The organism is Dietzia sp. (assembly GCF_036741115.1).
Taxonomy (GTDB): Bacteria; Actinomycetota; Actinomycetes; order Mycobacteriales; family Mycobacteriaceae; genus Dietzia.
In genome coordinates this window covers 1-19827 of sequence record NZ_DAINST010000061.1, presented here as the reverse complement: position 1 = coordinate 19827, position 19827 = coordinate 1, and the positions used below count along the sequence as shown (strand labels likewise).

At 68.1% G+C, this 19827-nt stretch carries 15 protein-coding genes and 4 tRNA genes; 15 read left to right on the top strand and 4 right to left on the bottom strand.

Annotated features, from left to right (window positions below; translation table 11 throughout):
- From pstS to pstB, 4 genes are all read left to right on the top strand, one after another.
- Positions 1-870 (top strand): phosphate ABC transporter substrate-binding protein PstS (gene pstS / locus V7E05_RS10265; RefSeq protein ID WP_333619558.1); only part of this gene is annotated, 870 nt, incomplete at its 5' end.
- 108 nt (positions 871-978) lie between these two features.
- The gene (gene pstC / locus V7E05_RS10260) at positions 979-2058 is read left to right on the top strand and encodes a phosphate ABC transporter permease subunit PstC (protein WP_333619557.1); all 1080 of its coding nucleotides are present in this window, start codon (positions 979-981) and stop codon (positions 2056-2058) included.
- Positions 2058-2981 (top strand): phosphate ABC transporter permease PstA, encoded by a 924-nt coding sequence (gene pstA, locus V7E05_RS10255; protein WP_333619556.1) that lies wholly within the window; start codon positions 2058-2060, stop codon positions 2979-2981. Before pstC ends, pstA begins: the two co-directional genes overlap by 1 nt.
- 12 nt (positions 2982-2993) lie before the next feature.
- Positions 2994-3770, top strand: coding sequence for a phosphate ABC transporter ATP-binding protein PstB (pstB, locus tag V7E05_RS10250; protein WP_333619555.1), 777 nt, complete (start codon positions 2994-2996; stop codon positions 3768-3770).
- A gap of 231 nt (positions 3771-4001) precedes the next feature.
- Here pstB and phoU read toward each other — a convergent pair whose 3' ends face one another.
- A complete protein-coding gene (gene phoU / locus V7E05_RS10245) occupies positions 4002-4763 on the bottom strand; it encodes a phosphate signaling complex protein PhoU (protein WP_333619554.1) in 762 nt (253 codons plus the stop codon).
- A 175-nt stretch (positions 4764-4938) separates the two neighbouring features.
- Positions 4939-6039 (bottom strand): tRNA dihydrouridine synthase DusB, encoded by a 1101-nt coding sequence (gene dusB, locus V7E05_RS10240; protein ID WP_442891653.1) that lies wholly within the window; start codon positions 6037-6039, stop codon positions 4939-4941.
- 211 nt (positions 6040-6250) lie between these two features.
- Here dusB and V7E05_RS10235 point away from each other — a divergent pair, with 211 nt between their 5' ends.
- Positions 6251-7330 carry a GNAT family N-acetyltransferase gene (locus V7E05_RS10235; RefSeq protein WP_333619553.1) on the top strand — a complete coding sequence of 360 codons (1080 nt, stop codon included), beginning with the start codon at positions 6251-6253 and terminating at the stop codon, positions 7328-7330.
- A 71-nt stretch (positions 7331-7401) separates the two neighbouring features.
- Complete coding sequence (locus tag V7E05_RS10230; RefSeq protein WP_333619552.1) at positions 7402-9132, top strand: AMP-binding protein; 1731 nt, start codon at positions 7402-7404, stop codon at positions 9130-9132.
- Positions 9133-9174: 42 nt separating this feature from the next.
- Here the strand turns inward: V7E05_RS10230 and V7E05_RS10225 are convergent.
- Positions 9175-9247: transfer RNA gene (locus V7E05_RS10225), tRNA-Lys, on the bottom strand.
- Positions 9248-9427: 180 nt separating this feature from the next.
- On the opposite strand from V7E05_RS10225, the gene V7E05_RS10220 reads away from it, so the two are divergent.
- The 8 genes from V7E05_RS10220 (at position 9428) to V7E05_RS10185 (ending at position 17324) form a co-directional block, all read left to right on the top strand.
- Positions 9428-9500: transfer RNA gene (locus tag V7E05_RS10220), tRNA-Glu, on the top strand.
- Positions 9501-9582: 82 nt separating this feature from the next.
- Entirely contained in the window at positions 9583-10260 is a 678-nt protein-coding gene (locus tag V7E05_RS10215; protein ID WP_333619551.1) for a GOLPH3/VPS74 family protein, read from the top strand.
- A gap of 118 nt (positions 10261-10378) precedes the next feature.
- Positions 10379-10452, top strand: a tRNA-Asp gene (locus V7E05_RS10210).
- Positions 10453-10482: 30 nt separating this feature from the next.
- Positions 10483-10559 (top strand) — tRNA-Phe (locus V7E05_RS10205).
- 162 nt (positions 10560-10721) lie between these two features.
- Positions 10722-14024 carry an arabinosyltransferase domain-containing protein gene (locus V7E05_RS10200; protein ID WP_333619550.1) on the top strand — a complete coding sequence of 1101 codons (3303 nt, stop codon included), beginning with the start codon at positions 10722-10724 and terminating at the stop codon, positions 14022-14024.
- 100 nt (positions 14025-14124) lie between these two features.
- Positions 14125-14922: an enoyl-CoA hydratase-related protein gene (locus V7E05_RS10195; RefSeq protein ID WP_333619549.1), complete on the top strand. Its 798-nt coding sequence runs from the start codon at positions 14125-14127 to the stop codon at positions 14920-14922.
- Positions 14922-16133: a CobW family GTP-binding protein gene (locus tag V7E05_RS10190; protein ID WP_333619548.1), complete on the top strand. Its 1212-nt coding sequence runs from the start codon at positions 14922-14924 to the stop codon at positions 16131-16133. Before V7E05_RS10195 ends, V7E05_RS10190 begins: the two co-directional genes overlap by 1 nt.
- A 243-nt stretch (positions 16134-16376) precedes the next feature.
- A complete protein-coding gene (locus tag V7E05_RS10185) occupies positions 16377-17324 on the top strand; it encodes a LuxR C-terminal-related transcriptional regulator (protein ID WP_333619547.1) in 948 nt (315 codons plus the stop codon).
- A gap of 93 nt (positions 17325-17417) precedes the next feature.
- Here the strand turns inward: V7E05_RS10185 and V7E05_RS10180 are convergent, their stop codons facing one another.
- Positions 17418-18059: a cob(I)yrinic acid a,c-diamide adenosyltransferase gene (locus V7E05_RS10180; RefSeq protein WP_333619546.1), complete on the bottom strand. Its 642-nt coding sequence runs from the start codon at positions 18057-18059 to the stop codon at positions 17418-17420.
- Between the two features lie 80 nt (positions 18060-18139).
- On the opposite strand from V7E05_RS10180, the gene murA reads away from it, so the two are divergent.
- The gene (gene murA, locus V7E05_RS10175; RefSeq protein WP_333619559.1) at positions 18140-19405 is read left to right on the top strand and encodes a UDP-N-acetylglucosamine 1-carboxyvinyltransferase; all 1266 of its coding nucleotides are present in this window, start codon (positions 18140-18142) and stop codon (positions 19403-19405) included.
- Positions 19406-19827 lie beyond the last annotated feature (422 nt).

Below are 19827 nucleotides of genomic sequence, written 5' to 3'. Positions count from 1 at the left end.
GTGTCCGAGTTCACCGGCGGCCAGACCGCGTTTGCCGGCTCCGACTCGCCGCTCAAGGACGAGGAGTACACGGCGGCCGAGTCCACCTGTGGCGCCCCCGCCTGGAACCTGCCTATGGTCTTCGGCCCGATCGCCATCGCCTACAAGCTCGACGGCGTCGATGCCCCGCTGACCCTCAGCCCCGAGGTCACCGCCAAGATCTTCAAGGGCGAGATCAAGAAGTGGAACGATCCGGCCATCGCCGATCTCAACCCGGGCGTCGACATCCCGGACACCGACATCGTCGTGATCTTCCGTTCGGACGAGTCGGGCACCACGGACAACTTCCAGAAGTACCTCGACTCGGCCGCCGGTCCCGAGTGGGGCAAGGGCGCGGGCAAGACCTTCCAGGGTGGTGCCGGCCAGGGTGCCGCGGGCAATGACGGTGTCGCCGCCGCGATCAACGGTGCCAACGGCGCGATCACCTACACGGAGTGGAGCTTCGCGACCGCCCAAAACCTGAGCATCGCCAAGGTCACCACGTCCGCCTCGGACGGCAAGGGCGTCGAGCTCAACGCCGAGAACGTGGGCAAGAGCATCGACACCGCGAAGCTCAAGAACGGCGAGGGCAGCAACGACCTCGTCCTCGACACCTCGTCCTTCTACAAGCCGACCGATGCGAGCGCCTACCCGCTCGTCCTCGCGACGTACGAGATCGTCTGCTCGAAGTACGAGGACGCCGACACGGGCAACGCCGTCAAGTCCTTCCTCAAGGTCGCGGCCAGCCAGGACGTCCAGGGCCAGCTCGAGGACGAAGGCTACATCCCGGTCCCCGATTCCTTCCGCAGCAAGCTCGAGACCGCTATCGACGCCATCGGCGCCGGTGCGTAGTCTGCGGTAATCACATAGGGATCCGAACGGACTCAGGTGTCGGGTGGCGCGGTCTCGCGTCGCCCGACACCTCCCGCGTATCACCCACCATCACGAAACGAAGGCCAGATGACTGTTCACGATGATGTAGACAGCGGCTCGAAGAGCTCGATCGACAGCGCATCTTCGACCTCCGGTAAGAACGCCAAATCGAAGAACGCCGGAAAGTCCCCAATCCATTCCGGTAATGGCGGCGATTCCCGCAAACAGGACGCGGCGTTCAAGTGGGGGACCGCCGTCGCAGCACTGATCGTCGTCGCCCTCGTCGCGATGATCGCGCTGGTCCTTGTCGTCCAGGGCTGGCAGGCTCTGAGCCTCAACCAGGCGAACTTCTTTACCAGTGGCGAGTGGCAGACCGGCAGTTACAAGACCGATCCGTCGTCCTTCCGCTTCGGCATTTTCGACATGCTCGTCGTCACGGTGATGAGCTCGATCGTCGCCCTCCTCATCGCCGTGCCGATCGCGGTCGGCATCGCGGTGTTCCTCGTCCAGTACGCGCCGGCGCGCATTTCGCGCGGCCTCTCGACGGTGATCGACCTCCTCGCCGCGGTTCCCTCGATCGTTTACGGCCTCTGGGGTGCCCTCGTCCTTGCGCCGTTCCTCTCGCCCGTCGCGGAGTTCCTCAACAAGTATCTCGGCTGGTTTTTCCTCTTCGGCGACGGCAACATCGCGCTGATTGGCAACACCGTGTTCACCGCGTCGATCGTGCTCGCAGTGATGATTCTCCCGATCATCACTTCGATGTCGCGCGAGACGATCCGCCAGACTCCTGGCCTCCACCAGGAGGCGGCGATGGCGCTCGGTGCAACGCGGTGGGAGAAGATCCGGATGACCTGCTTCCCCTACGCGAAGTCGGGCATCATCGCCGGCGCCATGCTGGCCCTCGGCCGCGCGCTCGGCGAGACCATCGCGGTCATGATGATCCTGGGTGCCACCCCGATCGCCACGATCGCGGATCCGCGCCAGACCAACTACTCGATCTTCGATGGCGGCGCCACGTTCGCCTCCAAGATCGCGTCGGGCGCCGCGGAGTTCAACGACCCGATCTCCACCGGTGCCTACATCGCTGCCGGTCTCGTTCTGTTCATCCTCACCTTCGTGGTCAACGCCATCGCGCGAGGGTTCGCCGGCGGAAAGGTCAACGGCTAATGTCCACGACAACACCCGAAAAGCTCTCGCAGCCCGCGAAGCCCGAGAACGTCTTCATCCCCACGGCCCCGAGCCGGAAGATCAAGAACAACATCGCGACCGCCTTCTTCGGCCTGTGCTTCGCGATCGCTCTCGTCCCGCTGATCGCACTTCTCTTCAAGGTCGTCGTCGACGGCTTCCCGGTCATCACCGACCTGGCCTGGTGGACCGAGGATCTTCGCGGCGTCGGCAACACCGAGATGGCCGGCGGCGTGCTCCACGCCATCTACGGCACGGTGATGCAGGTGCTCTTCGCCTCGGTCATCGCCATTCCGCTCGGTGTGCTCGTAGGCATCCTCCTCGTCGAGTTCTCCGAGTCGAAGCTCGCGAAGCCCACTACCTTCATGGTCGACGTCCTCGCCGGCGTCCCCTCGATCGTCGCGGCGATCTTCGTCTTCGGCGTGTGGATGACCACCTTCGGGATGAAGAAGAGTGGCTTCGCCGTCTCGCTCGCCCTCGTCCTGCTGATGCTCCCGCTGGTCATCCGCTCCACTGAGGAGATGCTCAAACTGGTCCCGGACGAGCTTCGCGAGGCCGCGTACGCCCTCGGTGTGCCGCGCTGGAAGACCGTGCTCTTCATCGTCATCCCCACCGCGCTTTCGGGCATGATCTCCGGTATCTTCCTCGCGATCGCCCGCGTGATGGGCGAGACGGCCCCGGTGCTCGTGCTCGTCGGCTACTCGGCGCGCGAGAACTTCGACATGTTCAAGGGCAACATGGCCTCGCTCCCGTTGCTCATCAACAACGAGCGCTCGAACGCGACCACGACGGGCGAGGCGCGCCAGTGGGGCGCAGCCCTCACGCTCATCGTCATCATCGCCGTCGCCAACATCCTGGCCACCGCAGCGGCGAAGGCCCTGCAGCCCAAAGCCTCTTCGAAGTAAGGACTCCCAGCCATGGCAATGCGTCTCGATCTCGAGAACCTCAATATCTACTACGGCGATTTCCACGCCGTGCAGGACGTCAACCTGTCGGTGTCGCCGCGCTCGGTCACGGCCTTCATCGGCCCATCCGGCTGTGGCAAGTCGACCGTCCTCCGCACGCTCAACCGCATGCACGAGGAGATCCCCGGCGCCTACTCGACCGGAAAGATCCTCCTCGACGGCGTCGACATCAACGGCAAGGACGTCGACCCGGTCGCCGTCCGCCGCACCATCGGCATGGTGTTCCAGCGCCCGAACCCGTTCCCCACGATGTCCATCAAGGAGAACGTCGTCGCCGGGCTCAAGCTCCAGGGTGTCCGCTCGAAGCCCCGCCTCGACGAGGTGTGCGAGAAGTCGCTTCGCGGCGCCAACCTCTGGGAAGAGGTCAAGGATCGCCTCGACAAGCCGGGCGGCGGCCTCTCCGGCGGCCAGCAGCAGCGCCTCTGCATCGCCCGCGCGATCGCGGTCGAGCCGTCCGTTCTGCTCATGGACGAGCCGTGTTCCGCGCTCGACCCGATTTCGACCCTCGCGGTCGAGGACCTGATCGGCGAGCTCAAGGCCGACTACACGATCGTCATCGTCACCCACAACATGCAGCAGGCCGCCCGCGTCTCCGACCAGACGGCGTTCTTCAACCTCGAGGCGACGGGCAAGCCCGGCCACCTCGTGGAGATCAACCCCACCGAGAAGATCTTCGCCAACCCCGAGCTCAAGGAGACCGAGGACTACATCGCCGGCCGCTTCGGATAGGCACTCGGCAGGCGCGCACCCCCATTCGAGCGCGCGCAGAGGGGCTCCCCACCGCAGGACTCGCGATGGGGAGCCCCTCTTTCGTATTTCCGGCCTGCGCCGTCACGAGAAGAGGGACGGGAGACGGAAACAGGAGAGGCCGGGACGGGTCCAAAATCGCCGCAGGGCCGCAGCCGTGGTGGCTGCGGCCCTGCGGTCCTGTGCGCGGAGACGTCCGCTAAGGAGAGGTGACTAGATGGCGCCGGAATCGCGGAGACGCTGCTCGATCTCCTTCTGGCGGCGCTCGAATTCCGCGGTGATCTCGGCCTTCGGTGCATCGTCCGTGGGCGAGACATCGACGTTGTGGCTCTTGCCCGGGAGCTCACCGGTGGTGAGGAAGATGATCCGCTGCGCGACCTCGACCGCGTGGTCGGAGAAGCGCTCGTAGTACCGGGCGAGAAGCGTGACATCTACCGCTGCGGCGACGCCGTGCTCCCACTCGCGGACGGTGAGGAGGGTGAAGAGGTGCTTGCGGAGATCGTCGATCGCATCGTCCTGCTCGGAGAGCGTGGCGGCCTGGGCGATGTCGCGGGTCATCATCACCTCGGTCGCGGCGCGCCCGAGGCTCACGGCCACGCGGCCCATCTCGGCGAAGTAACCGGAAAGCGGCTCTGGGATGGCCTTCTCGGGATGACGGCGGCGGGAGATCTTCGCCACGTGGAGCGCGAGCGCGGCCATGCGGTTGATGTCCTGGACGGCCTGGATCGAGGAGACGACCTGGCGGAGGTCGCTCGCGACGGGCGCCTGCAGGGCGAGGAGCGAGTACGCGTTCTCCTCGGTGGTGCGCGCCTGCGCCGAGAGCACCTGCTCGCTGGACATGACCTTCTCGGCGGCCGCGAGGTCCGCCTGGAGGAGGCTGTATGTCGCCTCCTCCATGAGATCGGTGGCGACACTGCACATATTGGCCATGGAGGCAGCGAGTTCGGTGAGCTGCTCAGTGAATCCTTCACGCATAACTAGGGATAGTACGGCGTCGGGGGGTGGATTGGGGGTCCTCAGAGTAAATACGGCATGAACGCCCGGCTCGGGGGCACCGATCCCGCAGGCCGAGGCGAAAAACCGTGTCGCGCACCGAGAAACGGAGGCAGGCTAATAGTGTCGCGGCCGGGCGTCGGAGCGGACGCGCGAACTAGCCGCCCGAGTTCTCCACCTCGGCGCCGGGCAGAGCGCGGGAATCGTCCTCGGGATCGTCGAGCCAGCCCTCGGGGAGCGAGACCTTGCCGGGAGAGCCCTGCCGACCGCGGGGTCCGTAGGCGTCGGCGGGGAACGGCGAATCGGCGGGGAGCCGGTCCAGGAGCTCGCGCAGCGTCTCCAGTGTGGTGACCTTCGCGAGGTCGACCCGCAACTCGGGTCCCGCGGGGAAGCCACGCATGTACCAGGCGACGTGCTTGCGGATCTCCCGCATGCCCTTGTCCTCGCCGTGATGGTCGGCGAGCAGCTCGCCGTGGCGGTACATGATGTCGGCTACCTCGCCGAGCGTCGGCGGCGTCGGCTCCTCGCGGCCACCGAGCTTCGCGGCGAGCTCGGCGAACAGCCACGGCCGGCCGAGGCATCCGCGGCCGATGACGACGCCGTCGCAGCCGGTCTCGGCGATCATCCGCTGGGCGTCGTCGGCCGAGAAGATGTCTCCGTTGCCCAGCACGGGCACTTTCGGATCGATGCCGTGGACGTGCTCGACGAGCCGAGCGATCTGTGACCAGTCTGCCTGCCCCGAGTAGCGCTGCGCGGCCGTGCGGCCGTGGAGCGCGACGGCGGCCGCGCCCTCCTCGACGGCGATCCGGCCGGCGTCGAGGTGCGTGTGGTGCTCGTCGTCGATGCCCACGCGCATCTTCACGGTGACGGGGATCGAGGTGCCCTCGGTGGCCCGCACGGCGGCGGCGACGATCGAGCGGAACAGCTTGCGCTTGTAGGGGATCGCAGAGCCGCCGCCCTTGCGCGTGACCTTCGGGACGGGGCAGCCGAAATTAATGTCGATGTGGTCGGCCATGTCCTCGTCGACCACCATCTTCGCTGCGCGATAGGTGTACTCCGGGTCGACCGTGTAAAGCTGCAGCGAGCGCGGCGACTCGTCGGGCGCGAACGTCGCGAGGTGGAGTGCGGTCTCGTGCCGCTCGACGAGCGCGCGGGCGGTGACCATCTCGCAGACGTAGAGCCCGGACACCGTGCCCTGCGAGGCGCGCTCGAGCTCCCGGCACAGCGTGCGGAACGCGACGTTGGTGACCCCGGCCATGGGGGCGAGCACCACGGGTGAGCCGAGCTCGAGCGGGCCGATCCGCAGCGCGGGTTCGCCCGCGCGCCGTCCACCCGGTTCGTGAGTGACGGCGGAGGTGCCTTCCGGCGCTGCGATCATTGTCATGTCGTCCATTGTCTCGCCACCCCCTATCTGCGGCAAATGCCCGGAATCGGCGGTGGCCCCGCCGGCGGCGGGACATGCTGAGGAGATGTACGGCACTCCACAGGCGTTCTGTGTCCGCCCGTCGCGCACCGACGAGATCTCCACGGTGATCGAGTTCCGGGGCGCGCCGGGTGTGGGCAGGATGGGGCACGAAGCACTACGCGCGGAGTTCGCGGCGGGGCGGATGTGCCCGGAGTGGACGTTCGTCGCCGAAGGGCCGGGGGGCGAGCTGCTCGGTCGTGCGGTGTGGTGGGGCTTCGGTGGCGAGCCGATGATGCTCGCCGAATGGGACGTCGCACCGGACGTGCCGGGCAAGGCCGAGATCGGCGCGGGGCTCATCCTGTCGGGGGTCGACCTCGACTACGCGCGCGAGGACGACAACGGCCCGCTGTACACGATCCGGCTGCCCGCGGGCTGGACGGACGATCCCGCCTGCCTCGGCGAGGTCGGCTGGCGTTGCGCGGCCGGAGAGATCGTGGGCTGGAACGAGTTCAACGAGCGCGACAGCTTCGAATGGGTCTCGGGGAGGGGGCCGAGCGACCGGAGCGTCCCGCGTGGCCCGAGCGACTCGGCGCCTCGCCGGGAACGGTTGCGATTCCGCCCGGGCACCGACGAGGAGTTCATGGCGCTGGTCGCTGCCTGCGCGGAGGGGTCCCTGGACGTGACGACGGCCCGCGGGCTCGCCGCAGGGACCGAAGAGGCCTTCGGGGAGTTCCTCTCCGAGCTCCGGACCGAGCTCGACGGCGACCGCTCGTGGTGGCGCGTGGCCGAGCTGCCGCCCCCCGGGAACAGCGGGGCAGCCTGGGCAGGCGCTGCAGGAGCGGCGGGCACAACGGGCGCCGCCGACGCCGTGGGCGCGGTGGGTGAGCCGCGGCCAGTGGGCTACGTGTTCCCCTCGGTCCACGACGGCAGCTTCCACATCGCACATCTCGGCGTGCTGCCGGCCTTCCGCGGCCACGGCTTCGTCGACGAGCTCGTCCGCTACGCCCGCGACGTCCTCGCCGCCGAGCACGGTGCGCGGCGGATCCGCGCGACGACGGACTCGATCAACGCGCCGTACACCCGCGCCCTGCGGCGCGCCGGTTTCCTACCCCGAGAGGTCGAGATCCATCTCGAGGCGCCATGAGCGGGGCAGAGGGGGGCCGAGCCAGACGCGAATGGGACCGAAACGAGGCCGAGACGGATCAGGAGGAGTCCATGGCCGATTTCAATCCTGGGCACACGATGAACCACGCGACCTTCGGACACATGCTGCTCGCCAGGGAGGGGGACGATTCACCGGGACTGCTCTTCGAGGACGGGTCGTGGACCTGGGATGCCTTCGTGCGGGAGTCCGCGGTGCGCGCCTCGCTCCTCACGGCGCTCTCCGAAACGCACCGCGATAAGACCGACTCGCGGGAACCGGAACGCCACAAGACGCTCCACGTCGGCGTGCTCCTCGACAACGTCCCCGAGTACCTCTTTCTCCTCAGCGGCGCCGCGCTGTCCGGCGTCACGATTATCGGGGTCAATCCCACGCGGCGGGGAGCGGAGCTGGCGGCCGACATCCGGGGTGCCGAATGCGATGTGCTGCTCGCCTCCGCCGAAGGGCTCGCGCTGCTCGATGGCATCGGGCGAGTCGAGCTGGGCCTCGCCGAGGAGCCGCTCGACGTCGAAGCGGCGCGGTGGCGCGGGATGCTTGAGGCACATGCCGGAGCGGCCGCGGACCCCACCGCGCAGCTCACGCCTACTGGCCGCGACGAGGGCACGTATCTGTCGCTGATGTTCACCTCGGGCTCCACCGGCGCCCCGAAGCCGGTGATCTGCAGCACGGGCCGCATGGCGATGCTCGGTCAGGTCAACTTCCGCGGACTCGTCCCCGAAGACGTCGCCTACTCGGCGATGCCGCTGTTCCACGGCAACGCGATCATGGGGGTCTTCGCGCCGTGCGTCGCGGTGGGCTGCGCGTTCTCGATGCGCCGGCGGTTCTCCGCGAGTGCGTGGCTCGGCGACGTGCTCCGCTTCGGTGCGACCTTCGCCAACTACGTTGGCCGGGCGCTCGCCTACATCCTCGCCGTTCCCGAGCGGCCGGAGGAACAGGAGACCCGGCTCCGCATCGTCTTCGGGACCGAGGCATCGGCCCGCGACCGGGCAGAGTTCGAGCGACGCTTCGGCGTCGCCCCCTCCGAGGCCTACGGCTCGTCCGAGGGCGGCGCGGTGATCCAGCGGACGCCCGGCACGCCGAAGAACGCGCTCGGCCGGGCCGGCGATTACATGGACATCGCGATCCTCGACTCCGGCGGGAACGAGTGCCCGCCGGCGCGCTTCGGACCCAGCGGGGAGATCCGCAACGCGGGGGAGGCGATCGGCGAGATCGTCAACCGCAGCGGCGCCGCGATGTTCGAGGGCTACTACGGGCGGCCGGACGCCACCGCCGAGCGCGTCGACGGCGAGGCATTCCACACGGGCGACCTCGGCTACCGCGACGAGCACGGCTTCTTCTACTTCGCCGGGCGCTCGGCGGACAGGATCCGCGTCGACTCGGAGAATTTCTCTGCCGCCCCGATCGAGCGGATCCTCTCGGAGTTCCCCGGGGTGCTCGTCGCGGCCGTCTACCCGGTTCCCGATCCGCGCACCGGCGACGCCGTGATGGCCGCCCTCCACATGAGCCCCGGAACGGAATTCGATCCCGCCGCCTTCGCCGACTTCCTCGAAGGGCGCAGCGACCTCGGGCCGAAATGGCGCCCACGCTTCGTCCGCATCGTCCCCGCGATGCCCACCACCGCGACCCGGAAGATCGCCAAGCCGGTGCTGCGCCGCGAATCGTGGCAGGTCGGCGATCCCGTTTTCGTCTATGACGGCGGACGCCACCGCCTCCTCGACGCGGACGCAGGCCGCGAACTGCTGGCCGAATACGAGCTCCACGGCCGCTCGGCGGCGGGCCACTGAATAACGGGGTACGCGGCGGAGGGGCGGGCGGGCTAAGAAAAGTGCCCCCAGCCGGGCTCGAACCGGCGACCTGCGGATTAAAAGTCCGTAGCTCTACCAACTGAGCTATAGGGGCATCGAACAGAATACATTCCGGGCAGTCGCACTCGGAACGGGACGCCGCACCGGTGTCCAGTCGGTCCCCCAACGCTGCGAAGTGCCCGTGTGCGGCTCCGCCCGTGAGGAGTTGGGTATCGCGCCGCCGCTTCCTCTACACTGATCCTCGCTGCTGACCGGGCTCCCCCGGATGTGGCGCGCCCCCTTCGTCTAGCGGCCTAGGACGCCGGCCTTTCACGCCGGTAGCGCGGGTTCGAATCCCGTAGGGGGTACCGAATACGTCGGCGCGGAATCCGGGAAACCTCCGTCTCCAGGGGGATCCGCTGCCGCGGCCGTGCGGATAGCGTCGGAGTCATGTTGATCTCCGACGACATCTTCCTCCTCCTCACGAACGAGCGCGGGTCGTCCGCGAACGGCAACAGGTCCATCGCGCTGGCCGGAGCGGCCGTGGCCGACCTCGTGTTGCACGCCCGGATCGAGATCGGCGCCGGCAAGAACCCCGAGATCGTACTAGTGGATTCCCGCCCGGTGGGGCATCCGGTCCCGGACACAGTCCTCGCGTACGTCACCGAACGCATCGCCGGGAAAGGCAAGCGCCTCCGCCTCCTAAGCGTAATGCAGAAGAGCGGCCTCCGACTCGAGGAGCGCGCCGGAATCCACCTCGCCGAGGCCGGGGTAGTCGGCGCCACGGAGAAAAAGCTCGGCGGCTTCGTCCCCATGCGGTTCCCGCTCGCCGACCCCGCGCCAGGCGCCCGCCTCCGCACCTCGCTCGGCGCCGTGCTCAGCGGAAGCGCATGCACCGCCCCCGAGGCGGTCGACCTCTCGATCCTCCAGGGCGTCGGCGCGGTGCGGAAGGTCCTGAGCGAGGCGGCCGCGGGGATGTCGGGCAGGCAGATCAAGGACCGCATTTCCTCGCTCGAGTGCCCGGCCGATGTCGGCCCGGCGATCAAGGCCGCGGTCGACGCAGTGATGGTCGCGACTATGGTCCCCGTCTTCGTCGCCACCAGCGCGGCCGCTGGCTCGGCCGGCTGAGCGGAGCTGCGCATACTGCCGGAGCACCTGCGGATTTGTGTTTGGATCGAAACGTGCTTTAAAGTTCTTACTCGTGCGAAACGCGCAGGCCGGAAACGGTCTGGCCGCGTAGCAGCACGGCCCTGTGGCGCAGTTGGTTAGCGCGCCGCCCTGTCACGGCGGAGGTCGCGGGTTCAAGTCCCGTCAGGGTCGCACAAGGTTCCGGTTCTACCGGGATCTTCCGGCCAGGTAGCTCAGTTGGTACGAGCGTCCGCCTGAAAAGCGGAAGGTCGCCGGTTCGATCCCGGCCCTGGCCACCAGCCGGAACATGAGAGAAGGCCCAGCGGAAACGCTGGGCCTTCTCTCGTATCCGCACCCCGACCGCGCCGCCGCCTGGGGAGGGGAGCGGTGGGCTTACAGCTTGGCCACGCCGCCGCGAGCCGACTTTTTCCCGCCCGAAAACGGGACGTAACCTGTTGGGCATGCCAAAGATCCCGAGTCGTGCCGAGGCCGACGATAAACTAGGCTCAGACGGCGCGAACGGGGCGCCTGCGCTGCGCAGCTCCTCGACCTCCAACTCGAAGGTCCCGGCCTTCGCGGCGGCCGCGTTCGGCATCCTCGGGATCATCTTCGCGGTCATCGTGCCGCTCCTCCCCGTCACGCAGACGACCTCGCATGTCTCGTGGCCGCAGGACCGCGACGTCAACTCCGTCACGCTCCCGCTCGTCGCCTATTACCCGCAGAACATCGACGTCGCGGTCCCGTGCACCGAGGTGTCGGCGGTCGCGGAGTCGGGCGGCGGGAACGTCCTCGTTTCCACGGCGCCGGCACAGGCCCCGGATGCGGGCGCGCGGGCGCTCACGGTCTCCGTCGCCGGTGAGCAGGTCGAGGTCCGCTCGCGCGGCTCGCTCATCGCCACCGCACCGGTCTCCGCGCTCAAGAACGGCGGCTGCTCGGAGATCAAAGTCCACTCCGACGCAAACCTCACCGCCGCCGAGTTCACCGGCGCGATGGACGAGGACGGCAATACCTACTCCGGGGCGACGGGCGACGACGTGCGCCCGCAAGTCGTCGGCATCTACTCGGACATCAGCGGCGCGGCCCCCGAGGGGCTGTCCGTCGACATCGAGATCGATTCGCGATACACCACCGATCCGACCCTCATCAAGAAGATCGCGATCGGCCTCGGCGTGCTCATGGTCATCGCCTCGCTCATCGCGCTGCACAGGCTGGACCGGCGCGACGGGCGCACCTCGCGCCGCTTCGCCCCGCGGAACTGGTGGAAGCCGAGACCGCTCGACCTCCTGGTCATGGCCACGCTCGTGCTCTGGCACATCATCGGCGCGAACACCTCGGACGACGGCTACATCATCACCGAGGCCAGACTCGCCCCTCACTCCTCGTACATGCCCGAGGTGTTCCGCTATTTCGGCGCCCCGTATGCGCCGTTCGGCATGCCGTACTACCTGTACTCATTCATCAGCCACTTCACGCTTGCCAGCGTGTGGCTGCGGCTGCCCACTCTCATCCTCGCCTTCGCCACGTGGTTCCTCATCTCCCGTGAGGTCATCCCGCGCCTCGGCGTCGCGGCACGGCACCACGCGGCCGTGCGCTGGACCGCGGCGGCGATCTTCCTCGCGTTCTGGCTCACGTACAACAACGGCATCCGCCCCGAGCCGATCGTGGCGTTCGGCGTCATCGCGACGTGGGTGTCCCTCGAGCGAGCCCTCGCCACGAACAGACTCCTGCCCGCGGCCGTGGCCTTTATCGTCGGCGGTCTCACGCTGTCCGCGGCGCCGACAGGCACGTTTTGCATCGCAGCGATCATCGCGGCGGCGAGGCCGCTGCTCGTACTCATCGTGCGGCGCGCGAAGCGCGACGGCTGGGCGGCGACCATCGCGCCGCTGCTCGCCTCGGGCCTCGGCATCCTTTTCCTCATCTTCCTCGACCAGCCGCTCAAGAGCACCCTCCAGTCCTCGGCGCTCCTCGGCCGCGTCGGCCCCAAGGGGGAGTGGTACGAGGAGTACTGGCGCTACCAGTGGCTGCTCGACCCGACCCCGGACGGCTCGCTCGCCCGCCGTTTCGCGATGATCGCGCTGATCATCGCCCTGGTCACCTGCGCGATGATCCTGTTCCGCAAGGGCCGCATCCCGGGCGTCGCGCTCGGCCCGAGCCGCCGCATTCTCGGCCTGTCGGTGCTCTCCATCGCGTTTATGGCCTTCAACCCCACGAAGTGGACGCACCACTTCGGCGCGTTCGCCTCGATCGGCGCTCTGCTCGGCGCGCTGGTCACGCTCGCGGTGCTGCCGGCGGCGACCCGCTCGCTGCGCAACCGCGTGCTGTTCCTCGCGGGAATCTTCTTCCTCCTCGCGCTCAGCTTCACCGCGCCAAACGGCTGGTGGTACATCTCCATCTACGGCATCCCGTTCGGCGGCGTCGCCCCGAGCGTCAAGGGCATCCACCTCTACGAGGTGTTCTTCGTGCTCATGTTCGTCGCGATGTTCGCGGCGTTGCTGCTTCATTTCCGCGAGGCCTTCGTCCCGCCGAAGGAGAAGCCGGAGCAGGGGCCCGAGTCGAGATTCAAGACGCTCCTCAAGGAGACAGCCAATGCTCCGCTCGGCCTCGCGGCGGGCTTCGTCGTCCTCGTCATGGTCGCCTCGATGCTCTACGCCGCCAAGGTGCAGGCGCCCGCCTACTCGGTGGCGCAGCAGAACATCAACGGCCTAAAAGGCAACGAGTGCGCGCTCGGCGACGCCGTACTCGCGGAGCCGGACCCCAACAAGGGCATGCTCAAGCCGGCATCGCTCGACGTCGCACACGGTCTCGACGCGAAGAGCGAGGGCGACGTGTTCACCGCCAACGGCATCCCGCGGGATCTCTCCTCCTCGGTCAATGTCGACGCCAACACTGGCGGACCGAGCACGGGCGAAAACTCCGACGACTCCGCCGCGACGGCCGGCACCGGCGGCGGCACTACTGCCGTCGAGGGCATCAACGGCTCGCGCACTGCGCTGCCGTTCGGGCTCGACCCGGAGACGACCCCGGTGCTCAGTTCCTACCAGCAGGGTGACGTCCAGATCTCCGGCATGATCGAATCCGATTGGTACACGCTGCCGTCGGCGCAGGAGCGCGGGCCGCTGCTCACGATGGCCGTCGCCGGCCGCTTCCGCGAGGGCGAGGTCAAGATCGAGTACACCACCGGCGACCCGACGCAGGGCGACAAGACGGAGGCCGTCGACTCGGTCGATCCCATCGACGTGGGACCGGCACCGTCATGGCGCAACCTCCGCGTGCCGCTCGACGAAATCCCCGACGACGCCACCGCCGTGCGGGTCGTGGTCAAGGACGACGATTCGGACCCGGACCGCTGGATCGCCGTGACACCGCCGCGTATCCCCGTCACGCAGACGATGCAGGATCTCATCGGCGACTCCGCGCCGGTGCTCCCGGACTGGGCCGTGGCCTTCCACGTGCCGTGCGTGCGCCCGTTCGAGGAGTTCGCCGGGGTCACCGAGCTGCCCGAGTACCGGATCCTCCCGGACCGCGGACTCGCCGCCTCATCGACGAACACCTGGGAAGGCTGGGACGGCGGCGGCCCCCTCGGGTTCATCGAGCTCACGCTCGAGGGCGAGACCGTGCCTACCTATCTCGACCACGATTGGGACCGCGACTGGGGTTCGCTCGTGCGCTACAAGCCGTTCGTTCCCGACGCGAAGCCGGCGGAGGTGCAGCACGAGGAGGTCACCCGCTCCGGTTTGTACGATGCGGGCCCGGTCTCGGCATAACGGACGCTAGGATCGGCGGCGATCGGGTGGCCCGGTTCGACCCACGTGGTCCGGGCCGGGTCGCCCACCCGTCACCGCCGAAGCAACAAAGGGGAAGACCATGGTTTCTGACGCCGGACAGCGCACCTTCGACACGCTCGAAGTCGACATCGATCGCTCGGCTCGCACGGCGGTCGTGACCCTCAACCGGCCCGAGAAGCTCAACGCGCTCAATGTGCAGGTGCAGCGAGAGATGGCAGAGGCCGTCGAGGAGCTCGACGCCGACCCGGGTATCGGGGCCATCGTCGTCACCGGCTCGGAGAAGGCGTTCGCCGCCGGCGCGGACATCTCCGAGATGTCGGCCTTCGACTACCCACGGACCTTCGTCGAGGATTTCATGGGCAACTGGGCCAGGGTCTCCGGAGCGCGCACACCGCTCATCGCGGCGGTGTCCGGGTACGCCCTCGGCGGCGGCTGCGAGCTCGCCATGATGTGCGACATCATCCTCGCCGCCGAGAACGCGAAGTTCGGGCAGCCGGAGATCAACCTCGGGGTCATTCCCGGCATGGGCGGATCGCAGCGCCTCACCCGCGCCATCGGACAGTACAAGGCGATGGACCTCATCCTCACCGGCCGCATGATGGGCGCGGAGGAGGCCGAGCGCGCCGGGCTGGTCTCGCGGATCGTGCCCACGGCAGAGCTCCTCGAGGAGGCGAAGAAGACGGCCGCGACCATCGCCTCGAAGTCCGATTACTCGACGAAGGTCGCGAAGCTGGTGACCCGCCGCGCGCTCGAAACCACCCTCGAGCAGGGCCTCGAGTTCGAGAAGGCGAACTTCTACGCGATGTTCGGCACGCCGGACCAGAACGAGGGTATGGCGGCGTTCGTGGACAAGCGCGAACCCAAGTGGGATCGCTAGTGGCGCAGGGCGACTGGACTCCGCCGCGCCGCGATCCTGCGGATCCGCTTGAGGTGCTCGTGCTCACGGGATTCCTCGGCGCCGGTAAGACCACGCTGTTCAATTACCTGCTCTCCGGGCTCTCCGGTTTGCGGGTCGCCGCCGTGGTCAACGATTTCGGGGCCGTCGAGGTCGACGCTCTATCGGTGGCCGGGCGCGTGGATTCGACGATCTCGCTCGCCGGCGGATGCATGTGCTGCGAGATCGACATCACCGAGGTCGACACCGCTCTCGCTGACCTCGCCGCGCCCGAGCACGCGCTCGACCTCGTGGTGATCGAGGCGTCCGGCCTCGCCGAGCCCGACGTCCTCGCGCGTCTCGTGCGCCGCCAGCCGCGCGACACCATCGCCTACGGCGGCCTGGTCAACGTCGTCGACGCCGTGCATTTTCCGGAGACCGCGCAGCGCCATCCGCAGATCGAGCGGCACCTCGCGATCTCGGATCTCCTCGTGCTCACCAAGACGGATCTCCTGGACGCCGATAAGGAGAAAGACATCCGCACCGACCTCGCCCGGCGCGCCCCTCGAACGCCCCTGACGACGGCCGTCCGCGGCCGCCTGGACATGCGCCTGCTCTTCGGCGGAGGCGAGCGGCGCTCGGGGAGCGGCGCTGGGGACGGCGCGCAGAGCGGCGTCGACGAATCGCACGAGAGAGAGGAAGCGCACGGGCACGACGAGCACGGACACGGCCACTCCCACCTCCACGACTCGTACACCTCGGCGGTCGCCGCCCCGGAGCGGCCATTGCACCCGCGACGCTTCCTCGAGGAGATCGGCAGGCTCCCCGCCGGCGTTTTCCGGGCGAAGGGCACGGTGGTGCTCGCAGCGGAGGATGGACCGTGGTCGTACGAGATGAGCAAGGTCGGATCGATGCTCGATCTCCGCGCGAAGGGGCCGAGCGGGCCGGGGGAGGTCACGCAGGTCGTCGTCATCGGAGTAGATCTGCCCACCTCGACCGCGGCTTGCCTCGACCAGGCCGAGCTGGGGGAGGGAGAGCAGGTGCGGCGAGAGGACGGCTTCGTGCTCGAGCCCTTTCTCGTCGCGCCGGAGGACGCGATGGATACCGAGGGCTGGATTTTCGACGACGAGCGCTCCACCCCCACGACGGGCGCGGCCTCGATGTTGTACGACCCAGAGGATCCCGACGAGGCGGACCCCGCGAACACGCCGTAACCACACGTCTCGGTTAGGGAAGCCTTAGCCCTTAGCTGCGGTTTTGCTGTGGGTTTCGGGCGCCGCGGGGCGTCTGCGCAGGTCGCGAGGTCGGCGGCGAATCCCGTTTGCGCCAGACAACGTGACACGTCAAGTAGGTGTTTGAGGTGGGGGTAGAAATACCCCTATAGTGGGGGCGAACGACCACCGGGGCCGACACGCTTCTCGTCGACCCGCGAAGAGGGGCCGTCGTGAGGAATCGTCATGAGTGAAACGCGTACGAGTCATTCCGCCGGGCTGCGGCGGAAACGGGACAGCGACCGAGCCGCGATCCGCGCCGCCCTTGATGAGCTGCGGAAGCGGACCGGAGTGCCGCTGGTCGCCGGGGGTTACGTCGGGGAGAACAAGACCCTCCACGTGTGCGAGGCCCACGGGCTGAGCACCCTCCAGGACATCGATGTCGAGGTCGCCCCCGGCGTCGGGGTCGGCGGGCGGATCGTCGCCACCGGCAAGCCCTTCGGGGTCACCGAGTACCTCCGCTCCGGGGTCATCAGCCACGAGTTCGACGAGCTCGTCCGCACGGAGGGCGTCCGCTCGGTCGCGGCGATTCCGGCGATCGTCGGCGATTCCGTGCGCGCCGTGCTCTACGTCGCCATGCGGACCAACGTCCGCTTCGGCGAGAAATCCCTCGCGGAGATGACGGCTGTCGGCCGCCGTCTCGAACAGCACCTTGCGGTGGCCGATGCTCTCGAGGGCAATAATGCGGGCCGCGGTCTCGGCGCCCGGGCCGCCCGCGGCTCCCTTTCTGCCGGCGTCGGCGGCTCCCTGGGCGGGGCCGCGCACGCCGAGGGCGACACCGCGGTCCCGGAGTTCGATGCGGCGCTCGTCCACGAACGAATGCGCGAGACCCATGCCAAGCTGCGCGTTCTCTCTTCGCGGACCGAGGACCCGCTCACGCGGATGGAGCTCGAGTCCATCGCCGCGGATCTCGTGGCACCGAGCTCCCAGGTCTCCGCGGCGAAGCTCGCCCGACGCGAGCTCGACGTGCTCGCCTGCGTCGCGCAGGGCAAGACCAATATCGAGACCGGCCAGATCATGGGGATCGGCGCGGAGACGGTCAAGAGCTACCTGCGTTCGGCGATGCGGAAGCTCGATGCCCACACCCGCTACGAGGCGGTCAACGCCGCCCGCAGGATCGGCGCCCTTCCGTAGACGACACGGAAGTCCGCCCGGATCTCGGGCGTCGGCGAGTCCGAGGGACCGGGTGCAAACGGCGGCTCCGCGAGGGGGCGCGGAGCCGCGCCGTCATTCCCCCGAGTCTTGATCCGGGGTCGAGGCCCGATCCGTGTCTGGATCCGTGGCCGCGCCCCGCTCGGCTCGCTCGCCGCCCGGGCGCCAGAGCACATCGTCTCCGCCGTTCGCAGTCCGGCAGAGGACGAACAGCAGGTCCGAGAGTCGGTTGAGATACTTCGCGGGCAGCGCGGACGTGTTCTCGGGGTGCTCGCGCACCGCGGTCCACGCACTGCGTTCGGCCCGGCGGCACACGGTCCTCGCCACGTGCAGGTGCGCGGCGAGCGGCGTCCCGCCGGCGAGGATAAAGGACGTGAGCGCGGGGAGCGGGGCATTGAGTTCGTCGATGAGGCCCTCGAGCCGCTTGATGTACCCGGGTGTGATCCGCAGCGGCGCATATTTCGGGTTCTCCTCTACGGGTGTGGAGAGGTCGGCGCCGGCGTCGAAGAGATCGTTCTGAACCGAGGAGAGCACCTCGCGCATCGCCGCCGACGGTTCGCCGCACGCGAGCGCGAGGCCGATCGCCGCGCCGGTTTCGTCGCAGTCCGCATAGGCCACGAGCCGGGAATCGTCCTTGGCGACGCGATCGAAATTCGACAGCCCGGTGGAGCCTTCGTCGCCGGTCCGTGTGTAGATGCGGGTCAGATGCACAGCCATATCGCGAGGCTACCGCGCCGCGGACACGCGGCGGCCCCACATCTAATAGTGTGGTCGACGTGAGTAAGCCTTCAGGACAGATTTCCAGAAGTTACTTCGTGCAGGGGGGAGTGCGCCTCGATGGAGAAATCGAGGTAACGGGCGCGAAGAACAGCGTTCTCAAACTCATGGCCATCGCGCTTATGGCAACCGGTCGCACGACCCTGACCAATTGCCCGGACATCGCGGACATCGAGGCGATGGCCGCGGTGCTGCGGCTCCTCGGATGTGAGGTCGAGGTCGCGGGTGATGTCGTGACGATCGATACGCCCGAGGAAATCTCCAACGAGGCCACGGACAAGGCGGTGCAGAAGCTGCGCGCCTCGGTGTGCGTGCTCGGCGCGCTCGTGGGCAGGACCGGCGGCGCTGTCGTCGCGATGCCCGGCGGTGATGCCATCGGCAACCGGCCGCTCGACATGCACCAGCGTGGGCTCAACCACCTCGGCGCGGAGACCCACATGGACCACGGCCGAGTCGTGGCCAGGGCGGAAAAGCTCACGGGTGCCGAATACCGGCTCACGTTCCCGTCGGTGGGGGCGACGGAGACCTTCGTCATGGCCGCGGCGCTCGCCGAGGGCAAGTCGGTGCTGAGTAACGCCGCGCGCGAGCCGGAGATCTCGGATATCTGCGAGCTGCTGTCGAAGATGGGCGCGAAGATCACCGGGGCCGGGACCTCGACCATCGAGATCGAGGGCGTCCCCGAGCTCAGCCCGGTGTCCCATCGGGTTATCGGCGACAGGATCGTCGGAGCGACGTGGGCGTTCGGCGCGGTGATGACCCGTGGTGACCTCACGATCACCGGCGTCGATCCGATGCACATGCACGTCGCGCTCGAGAAGCTGCGTGGCGCCGGTGCCGAGATCGAGGTCCTCGGGCCGAAGAGCATCCACGTGGTCCAGGAGAAGCAGCCGCTCGCCATATATACGCAGACGATGCCGTTCCCCGGTTTCCCCACGGATCTCCAGCCGATGGCCATCGCGCTCGCCGCGGTGTCCAAGGGGATGAGCGTGGTTACGGAGAACATCTTCGAGTCCCGCTTCCGCTTCGTCGAGGAGATGGTCCGCATGGGTGCGGACGCGGAGACCGACGGCCACCACGCGAAGATCGTCGGCCGCGACCGCCTCGACTCCGCAACCGTGTGGGCTTCCGATATCCGCGCCGGAGCCGGCCTGGTGCTGGCCGCGATGTGCGCGGACGGGGAGTCCGAAGTCTGCGAGGTGCACCATATCGAGCGCGGCTACCCCGAGTTCATCGAGAACGTGCGCTCCCTCGGCGGGATAATCCGCGCAGCAGAAGAGCTTGTCTAGGTAACGGGTGGGCTCGGGTCCGGTTTCCGGCCGCCTCCTGTTTCTCCCCGCTCATGACGGCGCAGGTCCGAACGTTACGGCGTTCGCGACCTGCGCCGTTTCTCGTGTCCAGGAGCCCCGCCGCCGTGCCGGCCGGGCGCCCCGCGAACTGCGAACGACGGAGAAGTGGCGGGCACATGACGGGAGAAATGCCCTCTGACCTGCAGATTTGGTTTGCTGTTCCAGAGTGTGTAACTTAATTGGAGCCGCGAGAGAGAGCGGGGCCGGATCCCGGAAGGATCTGGTTCTCCTCCACCACGACGGGATCGACTCAGTCCGAGTCCGACTCGCCGAGCGACACGGTTTGCACCGAGTCGCCCGGATGAGTTAAGCTGGATGAGTTGCTTCCGCGAGGTTGTGGCGCCGGGAATGAGGTTCTGGCT

Coding starts and splice junctions, on each gene's coding strand:
- V7E05_RS10215 (WP_333619551.1), top strand. CDS start 9,583: ATGTTGATCTCCGACGACATCTTCCTCCTCCTCACGAACGAGCGCGGG.
- V7E05_RS10230 (WP_333619552.1), top strand. CDS start 7,402: ATGGCCGATTTCAATCCTGGGCACACGATGAACCACGCGACCTTCGGA.
- phoU (WP_333619554.1), bottom strand. CDS start 4,763: ATGCGTGAAGGATTCACTGAGCAGCTCACCGAACTCGCTGCCTCCATG.
- dusB (WP_442891653.1), bottom strand. CDS start 6,039: ATGGCCGGGGTCACCAACGTCGCGTTCCGCACGCTGTGCCGGGAGCTC.
- pstC (WP_333619557.1), top strand. CDS start 979: ATGACTGTTCACGATGATGTAGACAGCGGCTCGAAGAGCTCGATCGAC.
- V7E05_RS10195 (WP_333619549.1), top strand. CDS start 14,125: ATGGTTTCTGACGCCGGACAGCGCACCTTCGACACGCTCGAAGTCGAC.
- pstB (WP_333619555.1), top strand. CDS start 2,994: ATGGCAATGCGTCTCGATCTCGAGAACCTCAATATCTACTACGGCGAT.
- V7E05_RS10185 (WP_333619547.1), top strand. CDS start 16,377: ATGAGTGAAACGCGTACGAGTCATTCCGCCGGGCTGCGGCGGAAACGG.
- V7E05_RS10200 (WP_333619550.1), top strand. CDS start 10,722: ATGCCAAAGATCCCGAGTCGTGCCGAGGCCGACGATAAACTAGGCTCA.
- V7E05_RS10235 (WP_333619553.1), top strand. CDS start 6,251: ATGTACGGCACTCCACAGGCGTTCTGTGTCCGCCCGTCGCGCACCGAC.
- pstA (WP_333619556.1), top strand. CDS start 2,058: ATGTCCACGACAACACCCGAAAAGCTCTCGCAGCCCGCGAAGCCCGAG.
- V7E05_RS10180 (WP_333619546.1), bottom strand. CDS start 18,059: ATGGCTGTGCATCTGACCCGCATCTACACACGGACCGGCGACGAAGGC.